This is a genomic window from Nonomuraea soli (assembly GCF_013761175.1).
Classification (GTDB): Bacteria; Actinomycetota; Actinomycetes; order Streptosporangiales; family Streptosporangiaceae; genus Nonomuraea; species Nonomuraea soli.
In genome coordinates, this window is record NZ_JACDUR010000007.1 from 217,198 (window position 1) to 232,455 (window position 15,258).

Sequence of the window (15,258 nt, forward strand, 5' to 3'; positions counted from 1 at the left end):
CGATGGCAGTCGTGTGGGTCTTCCCCGGCCAAGGTTCCCAGCGCAGAGGAATGGGCGACGGCGTTTTGGAACGCCATCCCGACCTGTGCGCGAAGGCGGACGAGATCCTCGGGTACTCGGTCGCCGAGTTGTGCCGGGATCCCGTACGGCTGCGCGACACGCGCTTCAGCCAGCCCGCGCTCTACACCGTCAACGCGCTCAGCTACCTGTCGCAGGACGGCAGGCCCGACTACCTGGCCGGGCACAGCCTGGGCGAGTACACGGCGCTGTTCGCGGCCGGCTGCTTCGACTTCGAGACCGGCCTGAGGCTGGTCGCGCGGCGCGGCGAGCTGATGAGCCAGGCCAAGGGCGGCGCGATGACGGCGGTGCTCGGCGTTCCCGTGGAACGCCTGGAGGCGCTGCTGCACGGGACCGACGTGGAGATCGCCAACTACAACTCGCCCCAGCAGGTCGTGCTCGCCGGCCTCCAGGACGACATCGCCTCGGTGACCGAGGCGATCGAGGCCGACGGCGGCAAGTGTGTCCCGCTCGCCGTCAGCGTCGCCGCCCACTCGCGTCACATGCGGGAGGCCGCCGACGCGTTCGCGCAGGAGCTGAAGGCCGTCGACCTCGCCGAGCCGCGTGTGCCCGTGCTCTCCAACGTCACGGGGCGCCCGCACGACGCCGGCGACATGGCCGAGCTGCTGCGCAAGCAGATCCACAGCCCGGTGCGCTGGCTGGACGGCATGCGGTACCTCATGGCGCAGGGCGTGGACGAGCTGGTGGAGCTCGGCCCCGGCACCGTGCTCTCCAAACTCTGGGACGTCACGAAGCAGGAGACGCCGAGCACTCCTGACTCCAGCCTCGGTTCTCGCACGTTCCGCGAGGACTACGGCGTGCGTCACGCCTACCTGGCCGGATCCATGTTCAAGGGCATCGCCTCGGCCGACCTGGTGATCAGGATGGGCAAGGCCGGTTTGATGGGCTTCTTCGGCGCGGGCGGCCTGACCCTGGACGAGATCGAGGCGGCGATTCACACGATCAAGCAGGAGGTCGGGACACGCTTCGGCATGAACCTGCTGTACGGCTTCGACGAGGACGGCCTCGAACGCGACACCGTGGAGCTGTATCTGCGCCACGACGTGCGCTACGTCGAGGCGGCCGCCTACCCGCACATCACGGCGCCGCTCGTGCGTTACCGCTTCGCCGGCGCCCACCGGGACGAGTCCGGCCGTCCGGTCGCCGTCCGGCGTGTGCTGGCCAAGGTGTCGCGCCCCGAGGTCGCGGGCGCCTTCATGCGACCGGCGCCCGAGGCGATCCTGCGCCGCCTGACCGGGGAGGGCGCGCTGAGCCCCGCCGAGGCCGAGGTGGCGGCCGAGCTGCCGATCAGCGAGGACATCTGCGTGGAGGCCGACTCGGCCGGCCATACCGACGCCCGCTCGCCGTACGCGCTGGTGCCGGCGATGGTGAAGCTGCGCGACGAGGAGATGGCCCGCCATCGTTACGCCAGGCCCGTCAGGGTCGGCGCCTCGGGCGGTCTCGGCTCGCCGGAGGCGGTCGCGGCGGCGTTCGTGCTCGGGGCCGAGTTCGTCGTCACCGGTTCGATCAACCAGTGCTCGCCGGAGGCCGGGACGTCGTCCGAGGTCAAGCGGATGCTGGCCGACCTGGACGTGCAGGACACCGCCTACGCGCCCGCGGGCGACATGTTCGAGATGGGCGCGAGGGTGCAGGTCGCCAGGAAGGGCACCCTGTTCCCGGCCCGCGCCAACAAGCTGTACGAGCTCTACCGGCGGCACGGCTCGCTGGAGGAGATCGACGACAGGACCAGGCAGACGATCCAGGACAAGTACTTCCGCAGGTCCTTCGACGAGGTCTGGGCGGAGACCGAGGCCTACCTGGCCGAGCGCAAGCCCGACGAGCTGGCCCGGGCCGCGCGCGACCCCAAGCACCGGATGGCCCTGATCTTCCGCTGGTACTTCGTGCACTCCATCAGGCTCGCGCTGGAGGGAGCTGAGGACCGGCGCGTGGACTACCAGGTGCACTGCGGGCCCGCGATGGGGTCGTTCAACCGGTTCGTCGCGGGCACAGAGCTGGCCGACTGGCGCAACCGGCACGTCGACCTGATCGCCGAGCGGCTCATGGGCGGGGCCGCCGAGTTGCTGGAGGCCAGGCTGCGCGAGCTCAGAGGCGCAGCTTAGCCAGGTCCTCGCGGACGGCCTCCAGGACCTCGGTCCGCGGACCCTTGAGGTAGAAGTGGTCGCCCTCGAACAGCCGCAGCATGAACGGCCCCCGGGTGGCGTCCGCCCACGCGGCGATCTCGTCCTGGTCCACCTCGGGGTCGGTGTCGCCCAGGAAGGCCGACACCGGGCACGAAAGCTCGGAGCCGGGCAGCGGCGTGTACGACTCGTTCAGCTCGAAGTCGGCCCGCAGGGTCGGCAGGAACACCTCGAGCAGGCTGCGCTGGTCCATCACCTCGGCGGGCGTGCCGTTCAGCGTCGCGAGCTCGTCCAGCAGCTCGTCCTCGGACAGGTCGCTGAAGCGCCGCCGCCTGGTGGGCAGGTGCGGCGCCCGCCGCCCGGAGGCGAACAGCGCGGCCGGGCCTCCTTGGGGGCTGTCGGCGAACCTGCGCGCCATCTCGTAGGCCACGGCGGCGCCCATGCTGTGCCCGAACAGGGCGAAGGGGCGGTCGGCATGGGGCGAGAGCGCGCGGAACAACGGCTCGACGAGCTGTTCCATCCGGTTGAAGGGCATCTCGCGCAGGCGCCCTTCCCGCCCCGGCAGCACGACGGGACACACGTCGACCGTCGGTGACAGGTGCGCGTCCCACTTGCGGAACAGGGCCGATCCGCCTCCCGCGTGCGCGAAGCAGAACAGCCTTACCTCTGCGTCCTTCCGGGGTTCTCCTCCGGAGATCCAGGCGTCTGACATGCCACGAACGTAAGCCGGGCCCGATCCGCGCGACTGCTCAGTCTTGAGCAGGCACGGCCGCGCCGCGTCGTTAGCGTCGCAAGCACGGAGGAGGCCATGGATCAGATGGAAAGCACGATCGAGGCGGTCATCCGGTTGCTGGCCGAGGCGTTGCCCGGCGACGCGGAGCTGGCCCCGGATTCGTCGCTCAGGGAGAACGGGCTCGACTCGATCTCCGCGGTGCGGGTGTGGTTCGACATCCAGCGGGAGTTCTCGCTGGACCTGCCGGTCGAGCGGCTGGGCGAGTGCACCACGCCGGCCGACCTGGCCGCGCGCATCGACGAGGTCAGAGGTACGGCCCAGCAGGGAAGCACGGCGGAGCCCGCGGGACCGGTGATCGAGGCCGATCCCGGCGCCAGGTTCGAGCCCTTCCCTCTCACGCCCGTCCAGCAGTCCTACGTCCTGGGCAAGGACGAGGACTTCTCTGCCGACGCCGTGGGCTGCCAGGTGTATCGCGAGTTCGAGGTGGACGGCCTGGACGCCGGACGGCTGCGCTCGGCCTGGCAGCGGGTCGTGGAGCACCACGACGCGCTCCGGCTGGTCGTGGGCGAGGACGGCACCCAGCGCGTGCTGGAGCAGGCTCCCGAGTGGGAGCTGCCCGTCCACGACGGCGACGGCGAGCAGGTTCGTGTGCGCCTTTCCCGGCACGTGTCGCCGGTCGGCGCCTGGCCGCCGTTCGCCATCGAGGTGTCGGGCCGGACCACGGTGCATTTCAGCATCGACGCGAGCGTGACGGACGGGCGCGGGCTGGATGTGCTCCTGCGCGACTGGTGGCGCTGCTACCACGATCCGGAGCACGAGCCGGCGGCCCCGGCGGTCTCGCTGAGGGACTGCGTGCTCGCGCTCGACGGCTACCGCGGCAACCCCGGCGACCTCGACTACTGGAGGAAGCGCCTGGCCGATCTGCCGCAGGGACCCGCGATGCACTCCGACGAGGCGGGCGAGCGGGTGGCGATGACGGCCGAGCTGACTTCGCAGGAGTGGAGCTCGCTGCGCGGCATCGCGGCCGGCCTCGAGGTCTCCCCGACCTCCCTGGCGCTCACGCTCTTCGCCGAGGCGCTCCAGCGTGTGGAGGGTCGTGCCTTCCCCATCGCGCTCACCACTACCGGCAGGGCCTGGCTGCCGCGCGAGGTGGACGAGGTCGTCGGCCCGTTCACGTCTACGGCGGTGTTCGCCGCCGACGACACGGCGGGCGAGCCGCTGAGCGAGGCGGCGCGAGCCGTACACCACGCCCTCTGGAGCGACCTGGGGCACGCGGGCGTGCCGGGTGTCACCGTCATGCGCGAGCTGCGGTCCGGCGTGAGCCTGCCCGTGGTCTTCACGAGCCTGCTGGACGCGCGGCCCGACGAGACCGTCCCGCCGGTGACCTACGCGCTGAGCCAGACCTCGGGGGTGGCGCTCGACCACCAGATGTGGGAGTACGGCGGAGCGCTGCAGCTGCGCTGGGACGTGACCCCCGGCCGGTTCGCGCCGGGCGTGCTGGAGAGCGTGTTCGCCGCCTTCGTCAACTCGCTGCGCGCCCTGGCCGCCGACGGCGATGCCGTGGAGCGGCCGCTGAACGAGCTGCAGCAGGCCTACTTCGTCGCCCGCGCGGGCGGATCACACGAGTTCGACGGCTGCCAGGTCTATCACAGCTTCCACGTGCGCGATCTCGACGTGGACCGGCTGTCGCAGGCGTGGATGCGCATGGTTCACGCCTACGACGCCCTGCGCTCCGAGGTCACGCACGACGGCCGGCTACGCGTCAGGCCGGGCGCGCCCCGGACCTGGACGATCCCGGTCGCCGACCACGTGAGCGTCGAGGAGATGGCCGGGCGGGCCTTCCCGCTGGGCCGCTGGCCGCAGTGGGAGCTGCGCGCCGAGGGTGACACCGTGCACATCGCGATCGACCTGACCGTGCTCGACGGCATGAGCATCCACCGCGTGCTGCGCGAGCTGTTCCGGCTCTACGACGACCCCTCAGCCGCGGTCGGAGAACCGTTGCCGCCGGACGAGCACGTCGCGGAACGGCACGACGGCTACTGGAGCGAGCGGTTCGGCGACATGCCGCCGGGGCCGCCGCTGGACTGCACGCCTTCGCGGCGCACGCGGCTGCGGGGCAGCCTGGCCGAGTGGGACCGCGTCGAGGCCGCGGCACGGGAGCAGGGCGTGACACCCGACGCGCTCGTGCTCGCCGCCCTGACGGACGCCCTGTCGGCACGCTTCACCGACCCGTTCACCGTGTCGGTGGTGCGGTGGACCGAGGAGTCCCAGCCCTACCGCCCCGGCGAGTTCACGGCGCTGAGCTGGGTGACGCACACCGCCGACGACGCGGCGGGCGCCTATCACCGGCAGATCTCCGCGGACGCCGAGCACGGCACGCTGGCGGGCCTGGCGGCGCTGCGCAAGATCATCATGAAGGAGCGGCGCCGCAGGTCCTACGCCTTCCCCGTCGTCTACACGAGCATCCTCGACCTGACCGATCACACCCTCCCCGAGGGCGTCGAAGCCGGGCCGTGGATGACGTACACGCCGGACGTCGCCCTGGACTGCATCGTGGTCAGGGAGGGCGACCGGCTCGCCTACTACTGGGACGTGGCGGAGTCGGCCTTCGCCGAGGGGGAGCCCGCCGAGTTGTTCGACGCCTTCGAAAGGGCGCTGCGAGGAGAGAAGCGGCAGGCCGCCGACCGCGACACGATGCTCTACGCCTGGAACGACACGGCCAGGGACTTCCCCGACACCCGCCCCGTCCACCTGCTCTTCGAGGAGCAGGCCAGGAACAATCCCGACGCGATCGCCCTGCGGCATCGCGAGGGCACCATGACGTACGGCGAGCTCAACAGCCGCGCCAACGCCATCGCGTGGCGCCTGAAGAGCCTCGACGTGGGGCCCGGCACGATCGTCGGCATCCGGCTCTGCCGGGGCTTCGACATGGTGGCCGCCGTGTTCGGCATCCTCAAGGCGGGCGGCGCCTACCTGCCGCTGGAGCCGTCGCTGCCGCCGGAGCGGGCACGGGTGATGATGGCCGACGCGGGCGCGGACATCCTGCTCACCTGCCCGCGGACGCCCGGCTGGCCCGTGCCGGAGCAGGTACGCGCCGTCGAGCTGGACGACGAGCTGCGGGACGACCGCGGCGACCCGGAGCCGGTCAACTCACCCGACGACCTCGCCTACGTGATCTTCACCTCGGGCAGCACCGGCAAGCCCAAGGGCGTCGAGGTGACACACCGGCCGGTGCTCAACCTGCTCAACTGGTGCTACCGCACGTTCGGCTTCGGCCCCTCCGACGTCGGGCTGTGCGTGACCTCGCTCGGCTTCGACCTGTCGGTCTTCGACATCCTGGGTCTCCTCGGATGCGGCGCCGGGCTCTACATCGCCGACGAGGGCCAGCAGCGCGACCCGGACCTGCTGCTCGACGCCCTGCTCGACGAGCCGATCACGTTCTGGAACTCCGCGCCCACCACGCTGAACCAGCTCGCGCAGCTGTTCCCCGAGCGGGCGGGACGGCCGGGGACCGGCGACCTGCGCCTGGTCTTCCTCAGCGGCGACTACACACCGCTGCCGCTGCCCGACGCCGTGCGCGGCCTGTTCCCGAACGCCTCCATCGTCAGCCTGGGCGGCGCGACCGAGGCCACGGTCTGGTCCAACTACTTCGAGGTCGGCGCCGTCGACCCGGCCTGGCGCAGCATCCCGTACGGCAGGCCGATCGACAACTCCCGGTACTACATCCTCGACGAGGATCAGCAGCCCTGTCCCGTCGGGACGGAGGGCGACCTCCACATCGCCGGACAGTGCCTGAGCCTCGGCTACCGCAACCAGCCCGAGCTGACTGCCGAGCGGTTCGTGGCCGATCCGTTCGCCCGGGAGCCGGGCCAGCGGATGTACCGCACGGGTGATCGTGCCGCCTACCTCCCCGACGGCACGATCATCTTCCTCGGCCGCGCCGACGCGCAGGTCAAGATCCGCGGGTTCCGCGTGGAGCTGGGCGAGATCGAGCACCGGCTGCGCCTGCATCCGGGCGTCAGGGACGTGGTCGTGGTGGCCCGCGACGACGAGGCGGGGGAGCGCAAGCTCGTCGCCTACGTGATCGCGGAGTCCGGGCGGGCGCCCTCCGTGGCGGAACTGCGCGGGCACGCCGCCGAGACGCTGCCCGACTACATGGTGCCGAACTACGTCGCCTTCCTCACGACGTTCCCCGCCACCGACAACGGCAAGCTGGACCGCGACGCGCTGCCATGGCCGGTCAACGGCGAGAGCCCCGCCGAGGCGGCGCCCGCCGCGCCCGCGGACGAGCTGGTGCGGGAGATCTCGGCGATGTTCGCCGGGCTGCTCGACGGCGGTGAGGTCGACCCCGCGCAGGACCTGTGGGACCAGGGAGCGACCTCGTTCACGATGGTCCAGGTCTCCAAGGCGCTGCAGAAGAGCAGGGGCACACGGATCGCGGTGTCGGCGCTTCTGGAGAACCCGACGGTCAACGGGATCGCGCGGACCGTGGCGGCGCAGCTGCCCGCCGGCGCCCCGGCTCCCCAGCCCGCGACGCCCGCACCGGCCGAGCCCGCACCGGCCGAGGACGCCCCCGCCGAGGTCGAGTTCTTCTCGCCAGAGGACCGCGCCGCCTTCAAGGAGGGCGCGTGGAACCTGCGGCGCGCAGGCGCCGAGGCGATCCGCCTGGAAACGCTCGACGTGGCGCAGGAGCACTACACCTGGCGGTCCAGCATCCGCGAGTTCGGGCAGGGCCCCGTGCCGCGGCACGCGTTGTCCCGGCTGCTCGGCCTGCTGCGCGAGAGGCGGATCGACGGCGAGGAACGCCACCTCTACCCGTCGGCCGGCGACACCTACGCCGTCCAGGCCTACCTGCACGTGGCCAAGGACGGCGTGGACGGCCTGGCCGAGGGCGTCTACTACTACCACCCGCGCGAGCACGCGCTCCAGCTCGTCAACGACCGGCCGGACATCGACCGCACGGTGCACTTCTCCTACAACCGCCCGACCTACGACCGGGCGGCCTTCAGCCTCTACCTCGTCGGCCAGCTCAAGGGCATAGAGCCGCTGTACGGCGAGCAGAGCCTGAAGTACCTGACCCTCGAAGCGGGCTACCTGGGCCAGCTGCTCATGACCGGTCAGGCGGCGAGCGGCCTGGGCCTGTGCCCGATCGGCGACATCGCCTTCGACCGGCTGCGCGACCAGCTCGACCTCGACGACGGGCACCGCTTCCTCCAGGCCTTCCTGGGCGGGCCGGCGTCCCATCCGAAGCGGGCCTCGTCCACGGGCGAGGCGCCGGTGTACTCCCGGCCCGACGACATCGCCGTCATCGGCCTGGCGGGCCGCTACCCCGGAGCCGACGACCTCGACGCCTTCTGGCGCAACCTCAGCTCCGGCACCTCCGCCATCGGCTCCAGCCCGCGCGGCCCGGTGCCCGGCGGCTACCTGGAGCACATCGACCGGTTCGACAGCCTGCTGTTCCACATCGCGCCGCAGGAGGCCGCGCAGCTGGACCCGCAGCTGCGGCTGCTGCTGCACAGCGTGTGGGAATGCCTGGAGAACGCCGGTCACACGGCCGAGTCCCTGCGACGGGCGGCGCCGAGGGTCGGCGTGTTCGTCGGCTCGATGTGGCAGGACTACCAGCACGCGGGCGCCGCCGCCTGGAAGGAGGGCGGGCAGGCCCTCGTGTCGGCCACCTCCTCCGACGCGGCCAACCGGATCTCCTACTTCTTCGACTTCACCGGCCCGAGCATCGCGGTGGACACCTCCTGCTCCTCCGCCCTGACGGCCCTGCACCTGGCCGCGGAGAGCCTGCGGAAGGGGGAGTGCGACGCGGCCGTCGTCGGCGGCGTCAGCCTTGTCGCCGACCCCTACCACGCGAGCCTGCTGGACGGGCTGGACCTGCTCACCGACGACCCGGCCGGCCGGGCCTTCGACGACGACCACCCCGGCTGGACCGTCGGTGAGGGCGTCGGAGCCCTCCTGCTCCGCCCGGCCGAGGACGCCGGGCGTGACCGCGACGTGGTCCACGGCATCATCGAAGGCACGTGGATCGCGCACGCAGGCCACAGCAGCCGCTTCACCGCGCCCAGCGCCGAAGCCATGGCCGCCTCCATGCGCCAGACTCTCGAGCGGGCGGGAACGACGCCCGGTGACGTCTCCTACGTCGAGTGCGCCGCGGCCGGTGCCACCCTCGCCGACGCCGCGGAACTCGAAGCGCTCACCCAGGTCTTCGACGGCAGGCCGCGGCCGGTGGCGGTCGGCACGGTCAAGCCGAACATCGGCCACCTCGAAGCCGCCTCAGGGTTGTCGCAGCTCACCAAGGTGCTGCTGCAGATGCGGCACGGCCAGATCGCCCCGACGCTCGCGGCCGGCCATCCGGTGGACGGCGGGCCCGTCCAGGTGGCCGACCGGCTCGGCTCGTGGGAAGGCGAGCCGCGCCGGGCGCTGATCAACGCCTTCGGCGCGACCGGCACCCACGGGCACGCCCTGCTGCGGGCCGCCGCGCCGCGCGAGCCCTCACGCCCCGACGGGCGTCAGCACGCCGTCGTGCTCTCCGCGGCGGGCCACGAGCAGCTGTCCACCCTGGCCAGGCGGATGCTCGACCACCTCACCGACACCGACGACTCCCTGGCCGACATCGCCTTCACCACCCAGACAGGCCGGGTGGCCCTGCCGTACCGGATCGCCGTGACCTGCTCCGACCTGCGCGGGCTGCGGGAAGGACTGGAGGCGTTCCTGGCGGGCGAGCGGCAGCCTGGTGTCGTGGAGGCGCCGGGCGCCGCCGCGGATCCCGGCAGCGAGGCCGAGGCCGCCGACGCGTGGATGGCGGGGCAGGACGTGCCGTGGGAGAAGTACTGGACCACGCCCGCCGCGCGGGTGCAGCTGCCCACGTATCCGTTCGCGGCGCAGCCGTACTGGATCTCCCAGGACGGGCCGGCGACGGCCGCGCCCAGGCCGGTGGACGACCTGGAGGACTACCTCAAGGAGACCTACGCCGAGGTGTCGGGCATCCCCGCCGCCCAGCTCAACGTCCGCGTGCCGCTGGAGCAGTACGGGCTGACGTCGAACATCGTGGCGCAGCTCAACGCGCGGCTGGAGCGTGACCTGGGCGAGCGCTCGCGCACGCTGTTCTTCGAGCACCGCGACCTGGCGGGCGTCGCCGCCGCGCTCGGCCGGGGCGAGCGCGCCCAGGCTCCGGCCGTCTCCCGCCCGGCGGACGACGACGCGATCGCGATCATCGGCATCGCGGGACGCTACCCGCAGGCGCCCGACCTGGCGGCCTTCTGGGAGAACCTGGCCGCCGGGCGCGACTCGGTCACCAGGATCCCGCAGGAACGTGCCCGCGACGGCTGGCCGGTCGACCGGATGTGGGGCGGCTTCCTCGACGACGTCGACAGGTTCGACCCGCTGCTGTTCGGCATCACCCCTCGCGACGCCGCGCTGATGGACCCGCAGGAGCGGCTCTTCCTCGAAGTCGCCTGGGAGGCGCTCGAGGACGCCGGATACCCGCGCGCACGCCTGCGCGGCTCCGACGTGGCCGTCTACGCCGGGGTCATGTACAACGAGTACCCCTTCTTCGGCGTCGAGCAGACCCTGATGGGATCGCCGCAGGACACCGGCGCCACCACCGGCGGCGTCGCCAACCGGGTCTCCTACCACCTGGACCTGACCGGCCCCAGCATGACGGTCGACACGATGTGCTCGTCGTCGCTGACCGCGCTGCACCTGGCGGTCCGCTCTCTCAGGTACGGCGAGTGCGGGCTGGCCCTCGTCGGCGGCATCAACCTCTCGCTGCATCCCAACAAGTTCATCCAGCACTCGCGGATGAAACTGACGGCCACGGACCGCGTGTGCCGCAGCTTCGGCGCCGGAGGCGACGGGTTCGTGCCGGGCGAGGGAGCCGGCGTCGTCCTGCTCAAGCCGCTCTCACGGGCCGAGGCCGACGGCGACCGCATCCACGCGGTGATCCGGGGCACGAGCGTGCTGCACTCGGGCAAGACCAACGGCTGGGTGGTGCCCAACCCGGCCGCCGAGGGCGAGCTCGTGCGCCGGGCCATCGCCGACGCCGGCGTGGACCCCGCCTCCATCGGCTACGTGGAGTGCCACGGCGCGGGCACGGAGCTGGGCGACCCGATCGAGGTCAACGCCATGCTCCGGGTGTTCGGAGACGCTCCGCTCGGCAGCATCCCGATCGGCTCCGTCAAGTCGAACATCGGTCACGTCGAGGCCGGGGCGGGCATCGCGGGGCTCACGAAGATCGTGCTGCAGATGCGGCACGGGAAGCTCGTGCCCTCCCTGCACGCCGAGGAGCTGAACCCGAACATCGACTGGGACCGGGTGCCCTTCCGCGTGCAGCGGGAGCTGGCCGACTGGCCCGGCGGGCCGCGGCGGGCGTGCATCAGCTCGTTCGGCGCCGGCGGCACCATCGCGCATGCCGTGCTGGAGGAGTACACGTCCGGGCCGGCGCCCCGTACCGGCTCCGGCGGCCCGCAACTGGCCGTGCTGTCCGCCTACGACGAGGAGCGGTTGCGCGCGTCGGCCGCCAGGCTGGCCGCGCACCTGCGCCGCACCGGCGGCGCGACCGACACGGAAGGGCTGCTGCGGGAGCTGCGGCGCGTGGCCTCCGGGCAGGCAGGCACGGAGATGACCGGCGACGCGCTCGCCGCGCACCTCGTGCGGACCTTCGACGAGGGCGCCGGGCCCCGCCTGGCCGATGTCGCCTACACGCTGCAGGCCGGGCGCGAGCCGCTGCGCGAACGGCTGGCCGTGGTGGTCACCGGTGTCCCGGAGCTGTGCGACCGGCTGGAGCGGTTCGCCGGCGGCGACGACGCGGGCGTGCTGCGCGGCCGGGCCACGGCGTCGGACCAGCGGGAACCGGAGGGAGCCGACCTGCAGGCGATCGGGCGTCACTGGGTCTCGGGCGGGCACGTCGACTGGGAACGGCTGCACGGCGGCGCCTCGCGGGTCATCGAGCTGCCCACCTACCCCTTCGCGCGGATGCGGTGCTGGGTGCCGGAGCCTTCGGGCACACCCGTGCGACAGGAGCCTTCGGGCACACCGGCACGACAGGAGCCTTCGGGTACACCGGCACGACAGGAGCCTTCGGGTACACCGGCACGGCAGGAACCGGAGACCCCTGAGCCGCGGCGGGAGACCCCTCTCTACGAGAAGGTCTGGGTCGCCGCCGAGGAACCGCAGGCACGCGAGATCACAGGAAAGGTCCTGTGCCTGTTCACCCCCGGCACCGAGGACCTCGCCCGAGAGCTGGCCGGGGCCATCGGCCCCGACCGCGTCACCCTGTCGTCCGAGCCGGGCGCCGACCTGCCCTTCGAGCCGTCGGGCTGGATCGACCTGTGCGACCTGGACCAGGTCGGCACCGCCCACGAGACCGCACGGCTCGCGCTGCTGCAACGTGCCCTGCGCGGCCGTACCGATTTGCGGGTGCTGCACGTGACCAGCGGCCTGCTCGACCTCGAAGGCCCGCCGCCCAGCTTGGGCGGCGCCCGGCAGGCCTCGTTCGTCCGGATGCTCTCCGCCGAGTACTCGAACGTGACGGCCACGGTCGTCGACACCGACCGGCCCACGGCCGCGCAGCTCCTCGCGGAGTGGGGCGCGACCGACGCCTACACCGAGATCTGCTACCGCGACGGGCGGCGCCACCGGCCGCGCCTGCAAGAGGTGGCCGCCCCGCACACCGAGCTGCGGCCGGACCCCGAAGCCGTCTACCTGGTCACCGGAGGCACCAGGGGCCTGGGCGCGCTGGTGGCCCGGCATCTGGTGGAACGGGGAGCCAGGAAGCTGGCGCTGATCGGCGCCCGCCCGCTGCCGCCCCGCGAGCAGTGGAACAGGCCCGGCCTGCCCGACGCCGCCCGCGAGACGATCGACGTCATCCGGGGGCTGGAGGGCGGCGGCGCACGCGTGCTCGTGCACACCGGGCCCCTGACCGAACGCTCGGACATCGCTGCCTTCCTGGACAAGGCCCGCACCAGCCTGGGCCCGATCGGCGGCGTGGTGCACTGCGCCGGGCGCAGCAGCCAGGGCAGGCCGTCGCTGGTCCACAAGGACCTGGCCGACATCCAGCAGGTGATGGCTCCCAAGGCCGGCGGGCTGGAGGTGCTGGCCGAGCTCTGCTCGCAGGACCGGCCGGCGTTCTTCCTGGCCTTCTCCTCGATCTGCGCCGTGGTCCCGCGGCTGGCCTCCGGCGTCGCCGACTACGCGGCCGCGAACACCTTCGTGGACCTGTTCACGGGCTACCAGCGGCGTTCCGGCCGGCCCGAGTTCCGGTCGGTCGACTGGCCGCAGTGGCAGGAGTCGGGCGGTGCCCGTGGCGAGCCCAACGTCTGCGCCCCCGTGGGCGTGGCCACCCTGGGTGACGACGAGGGTCTGCGGATCCTCGAAAGGGTCCTGGCCTTGCCGGGCGGGGCGAGCATCCTGCCCTGTCCGGCCGAGGACGGCTCGGTGGATGTCGAGGCTCTGCTCCTGCCTTCTCGGGCGACATCCACCCGGCCGTCCGAACCTGTACGGCAGGAGCGGGACTGGCTGGCGCCGCTGTTCTCCGAGATGCTCGGCATCCCGCTGGAGTCGCTCGACCCCACGGCCGAGTTCGGCGAGCTCGGCGTGGAGTCGGTGATGCTGGCCGAGCTGGTGAAGGGCATCGAGGGGCGGCTGGGCAGGCACCTGGAGCCCTCCGTGCTGCTCGACTACCCGACGCTGGACCAGCTGAGGGAACACCTCGGCGAGACCGTCGAGCCGGTCGAGCCGGTCGAGACCCCCGAGGCGGTCGAGCCGGTCGAGCCGGTTGAGACCCCCGAGGCGGTCGAGGCGGCCGGGCCGGCGGCGACGGCCGGAGTCGTCGAGCGTGTCGCGCCCACCGCGTCAGCCCCGCCTGACGCGGAAGGCAAGATCGCGATCATCGGCATGGCCTGCCGCCTCCCAGGAGCCCCCGACCTCGACACCTTCTGGGACAACCTCACCTCCGGCCGCTGCGCCGTCGGCGAGGTCCCCGAGTCCCGCTGGGACCACCGCGAGCTCTACCACCCCGAGCCGCGCCTGGGCCGGAGCATCAGCAAGTGGGGCGGTTTCGTCGACGACATCGAAGGCTTCGACGCCGGCTTCTTCGCCATGACGGAGCAGGAGGCGCGGGCGCTCGACCCCGCCATCCGCATGTTCCTCGAATGTTGCGCCACCGCCCTCAGCGACGCCGGATACGACCCGGCGGAGCTGCGAGGCTCCGACGTCGGCGTGTTCGCCGGCGCCAGGATGTCCGGCTACGGGCGCCGCGCAGGAGTGCGGGCGGGCGGGCTCGCCTCCGACCAGAACTTCATCGCCGCCCGGGTCGCCCACCACTTCGACTTCCACGGCCCCAACCTCGTGGTCGACAGCGCCTGCTCCTCCTCGCTGGTCAGCGTCCAGCTCGCCGGCCGCAGCCTGCTCGCCGGCGAGTCCCGCCTGGCCCTGGCGGGCGGCGTGGAGGTGCTGCTGGACGAGGAGGACTACCTCCAGCTCAGCGCGGCCAAGGCCCTGTCGCCGACCGGCAGGTGCCACACGTTCGACGAGAGCGCCGACGGGTTCGTCCCCGGCGAGGGCTGCGGCGTCGTGCTGCTCAAGCCGCTGGCCGCCGCCTTGGCGGACGGCGACCGCATCCACGCGGTCATCGAGGCCGTCGCCGTCAACAACGACGGGCACACGATGGGCATCACCACGCCCAACCCCGAGGCCCAGGCGGACGTGGTACGGCGAGCGCTGGCCGCCGCCGGCCGCAGCGCCGCGGAGATCGGCCTGGTGGAGGCGCACGGGACGGGCACCCTGATCGGCGACCCGATCGAGCTGCGAGCCCTCACGCAGGTGTTCCGCGAGAGCACCGACGCGAAGGGCGCCACCGCGATCGGCAGCGTGAAGTCCAACATCGGGCACACGCTGAGCGCCGCGGGAATCGCCGGACTGCTCAAGGCCGCCCTCGCGGTGGAGCACGGGCGCATCCCGCCCACGCTGTCGTGCGAGCGGCCCAACCCGCGTTTCGACTTCGACGCCTCACCCTTCCGGCCGAGCACCGAGCCGCGCGACTGGGCCGATGCCGGGAAGGTGCGCGTCGCCGGGGTGAGCTCGTTCGGCCTCGGGGGCACCAATGCCCACCTCGTGCTGAGCCAGCTCGACCCGGAGCTGCGCGAGGGCGCCCCGGCCCAGAGGAGGCCCCTGCCCGCGCCCGTGTTCAACCGCAGGCGCCTGTGGCTCGACAAGGAACCGGCCGGGCAACCGGCCAAGGACAACGAACCGGCTCGCCGTATGACCTCCATCCTCGACCTGGATCTCACGATGAACGGCGAACGCGTGAGAGGGAGTGCGTGAATC

Annotated in this window: 3 protein-coding genes; 2 read left to right on the top strand and 1 reads right to left on the bottom strand. The window is 72.4% G+C overall.

What is annotated here, in order from left to right; all coding sequences use genetic code 11:
• Window positions 1-2 precede the first annotated feature (2 nt).
• Window positions 3-2,177 carry an ACP S-malonyltransferase gene (fabD, locus tag HNR30_RS33710; protein WP_181614160.1) on the top strand — a complete coding sequence of 725 codons (2,175 nt, stop codon included), beginning with the start codon at window positions 3-5 and terminating at the stop codon, window positions 2,175-2,177.
• On the opposite strand, the gene HNR30_RS33715 is transcribed toward fabD, so the two are convergent.
• Window positions 2,161-2,907 carry a thioesterase II family protein gene (locus tag HNR30_RS33715; protein ID WP_181614161.1) on the bottom strand — a complete coding sequence of 249 codons (747 nt, stop codon included), beginning with the start codon at window positions 2,905-2,907 and terminating at the stop codon, window positions 2,161-2,163. The two genes, fabD and HNR30_RS33715, sit on opposite strands and share 17 nt — an antisense overlap.
• A gap of 96 nt (window positions 2,908-3,003) precedes the next feature.
• On the opposite strand from HNR30_RS33715, the gene HNR30_RS46995 reads away from it, so the two are divergent.
• Window positions 3,004-15,255, top strand: a complete 12,252-nt coding sequence (locus HNR30_RS46995) for a non-ribosomal peptide synthetase (protein WP_220134294.1) — start codon at window positions 3,004-3,006, stop codon at window positions 15,253-15,255.
• Window positions 15,256-15,258: the final 3 nt, after the last annotated feature.

Coding starts and splice junctions, on each gene's coding strand:
- fabD (WP_181614160.1), top strand. CDS start 3: ATGGCAGTCGTGTGGGTCTTCCCCGGCCAAGGTTCCCAGCGCAGAGGA.
- HNR30_RS33715 (WP_181614161.1), bottom strand. CDS start 2,907: ATGTCAGACGCCTGGATCTCCGGAGGAGAACCCCGGAAGGACGCAGAG.
- HNR30_RS46995 (WP_220134294.1), top strand. CDS start 3,004: ATGGATCAGATGGAAAGCACGATCGAGGCGGTCATCCGGTTGCTGGCC.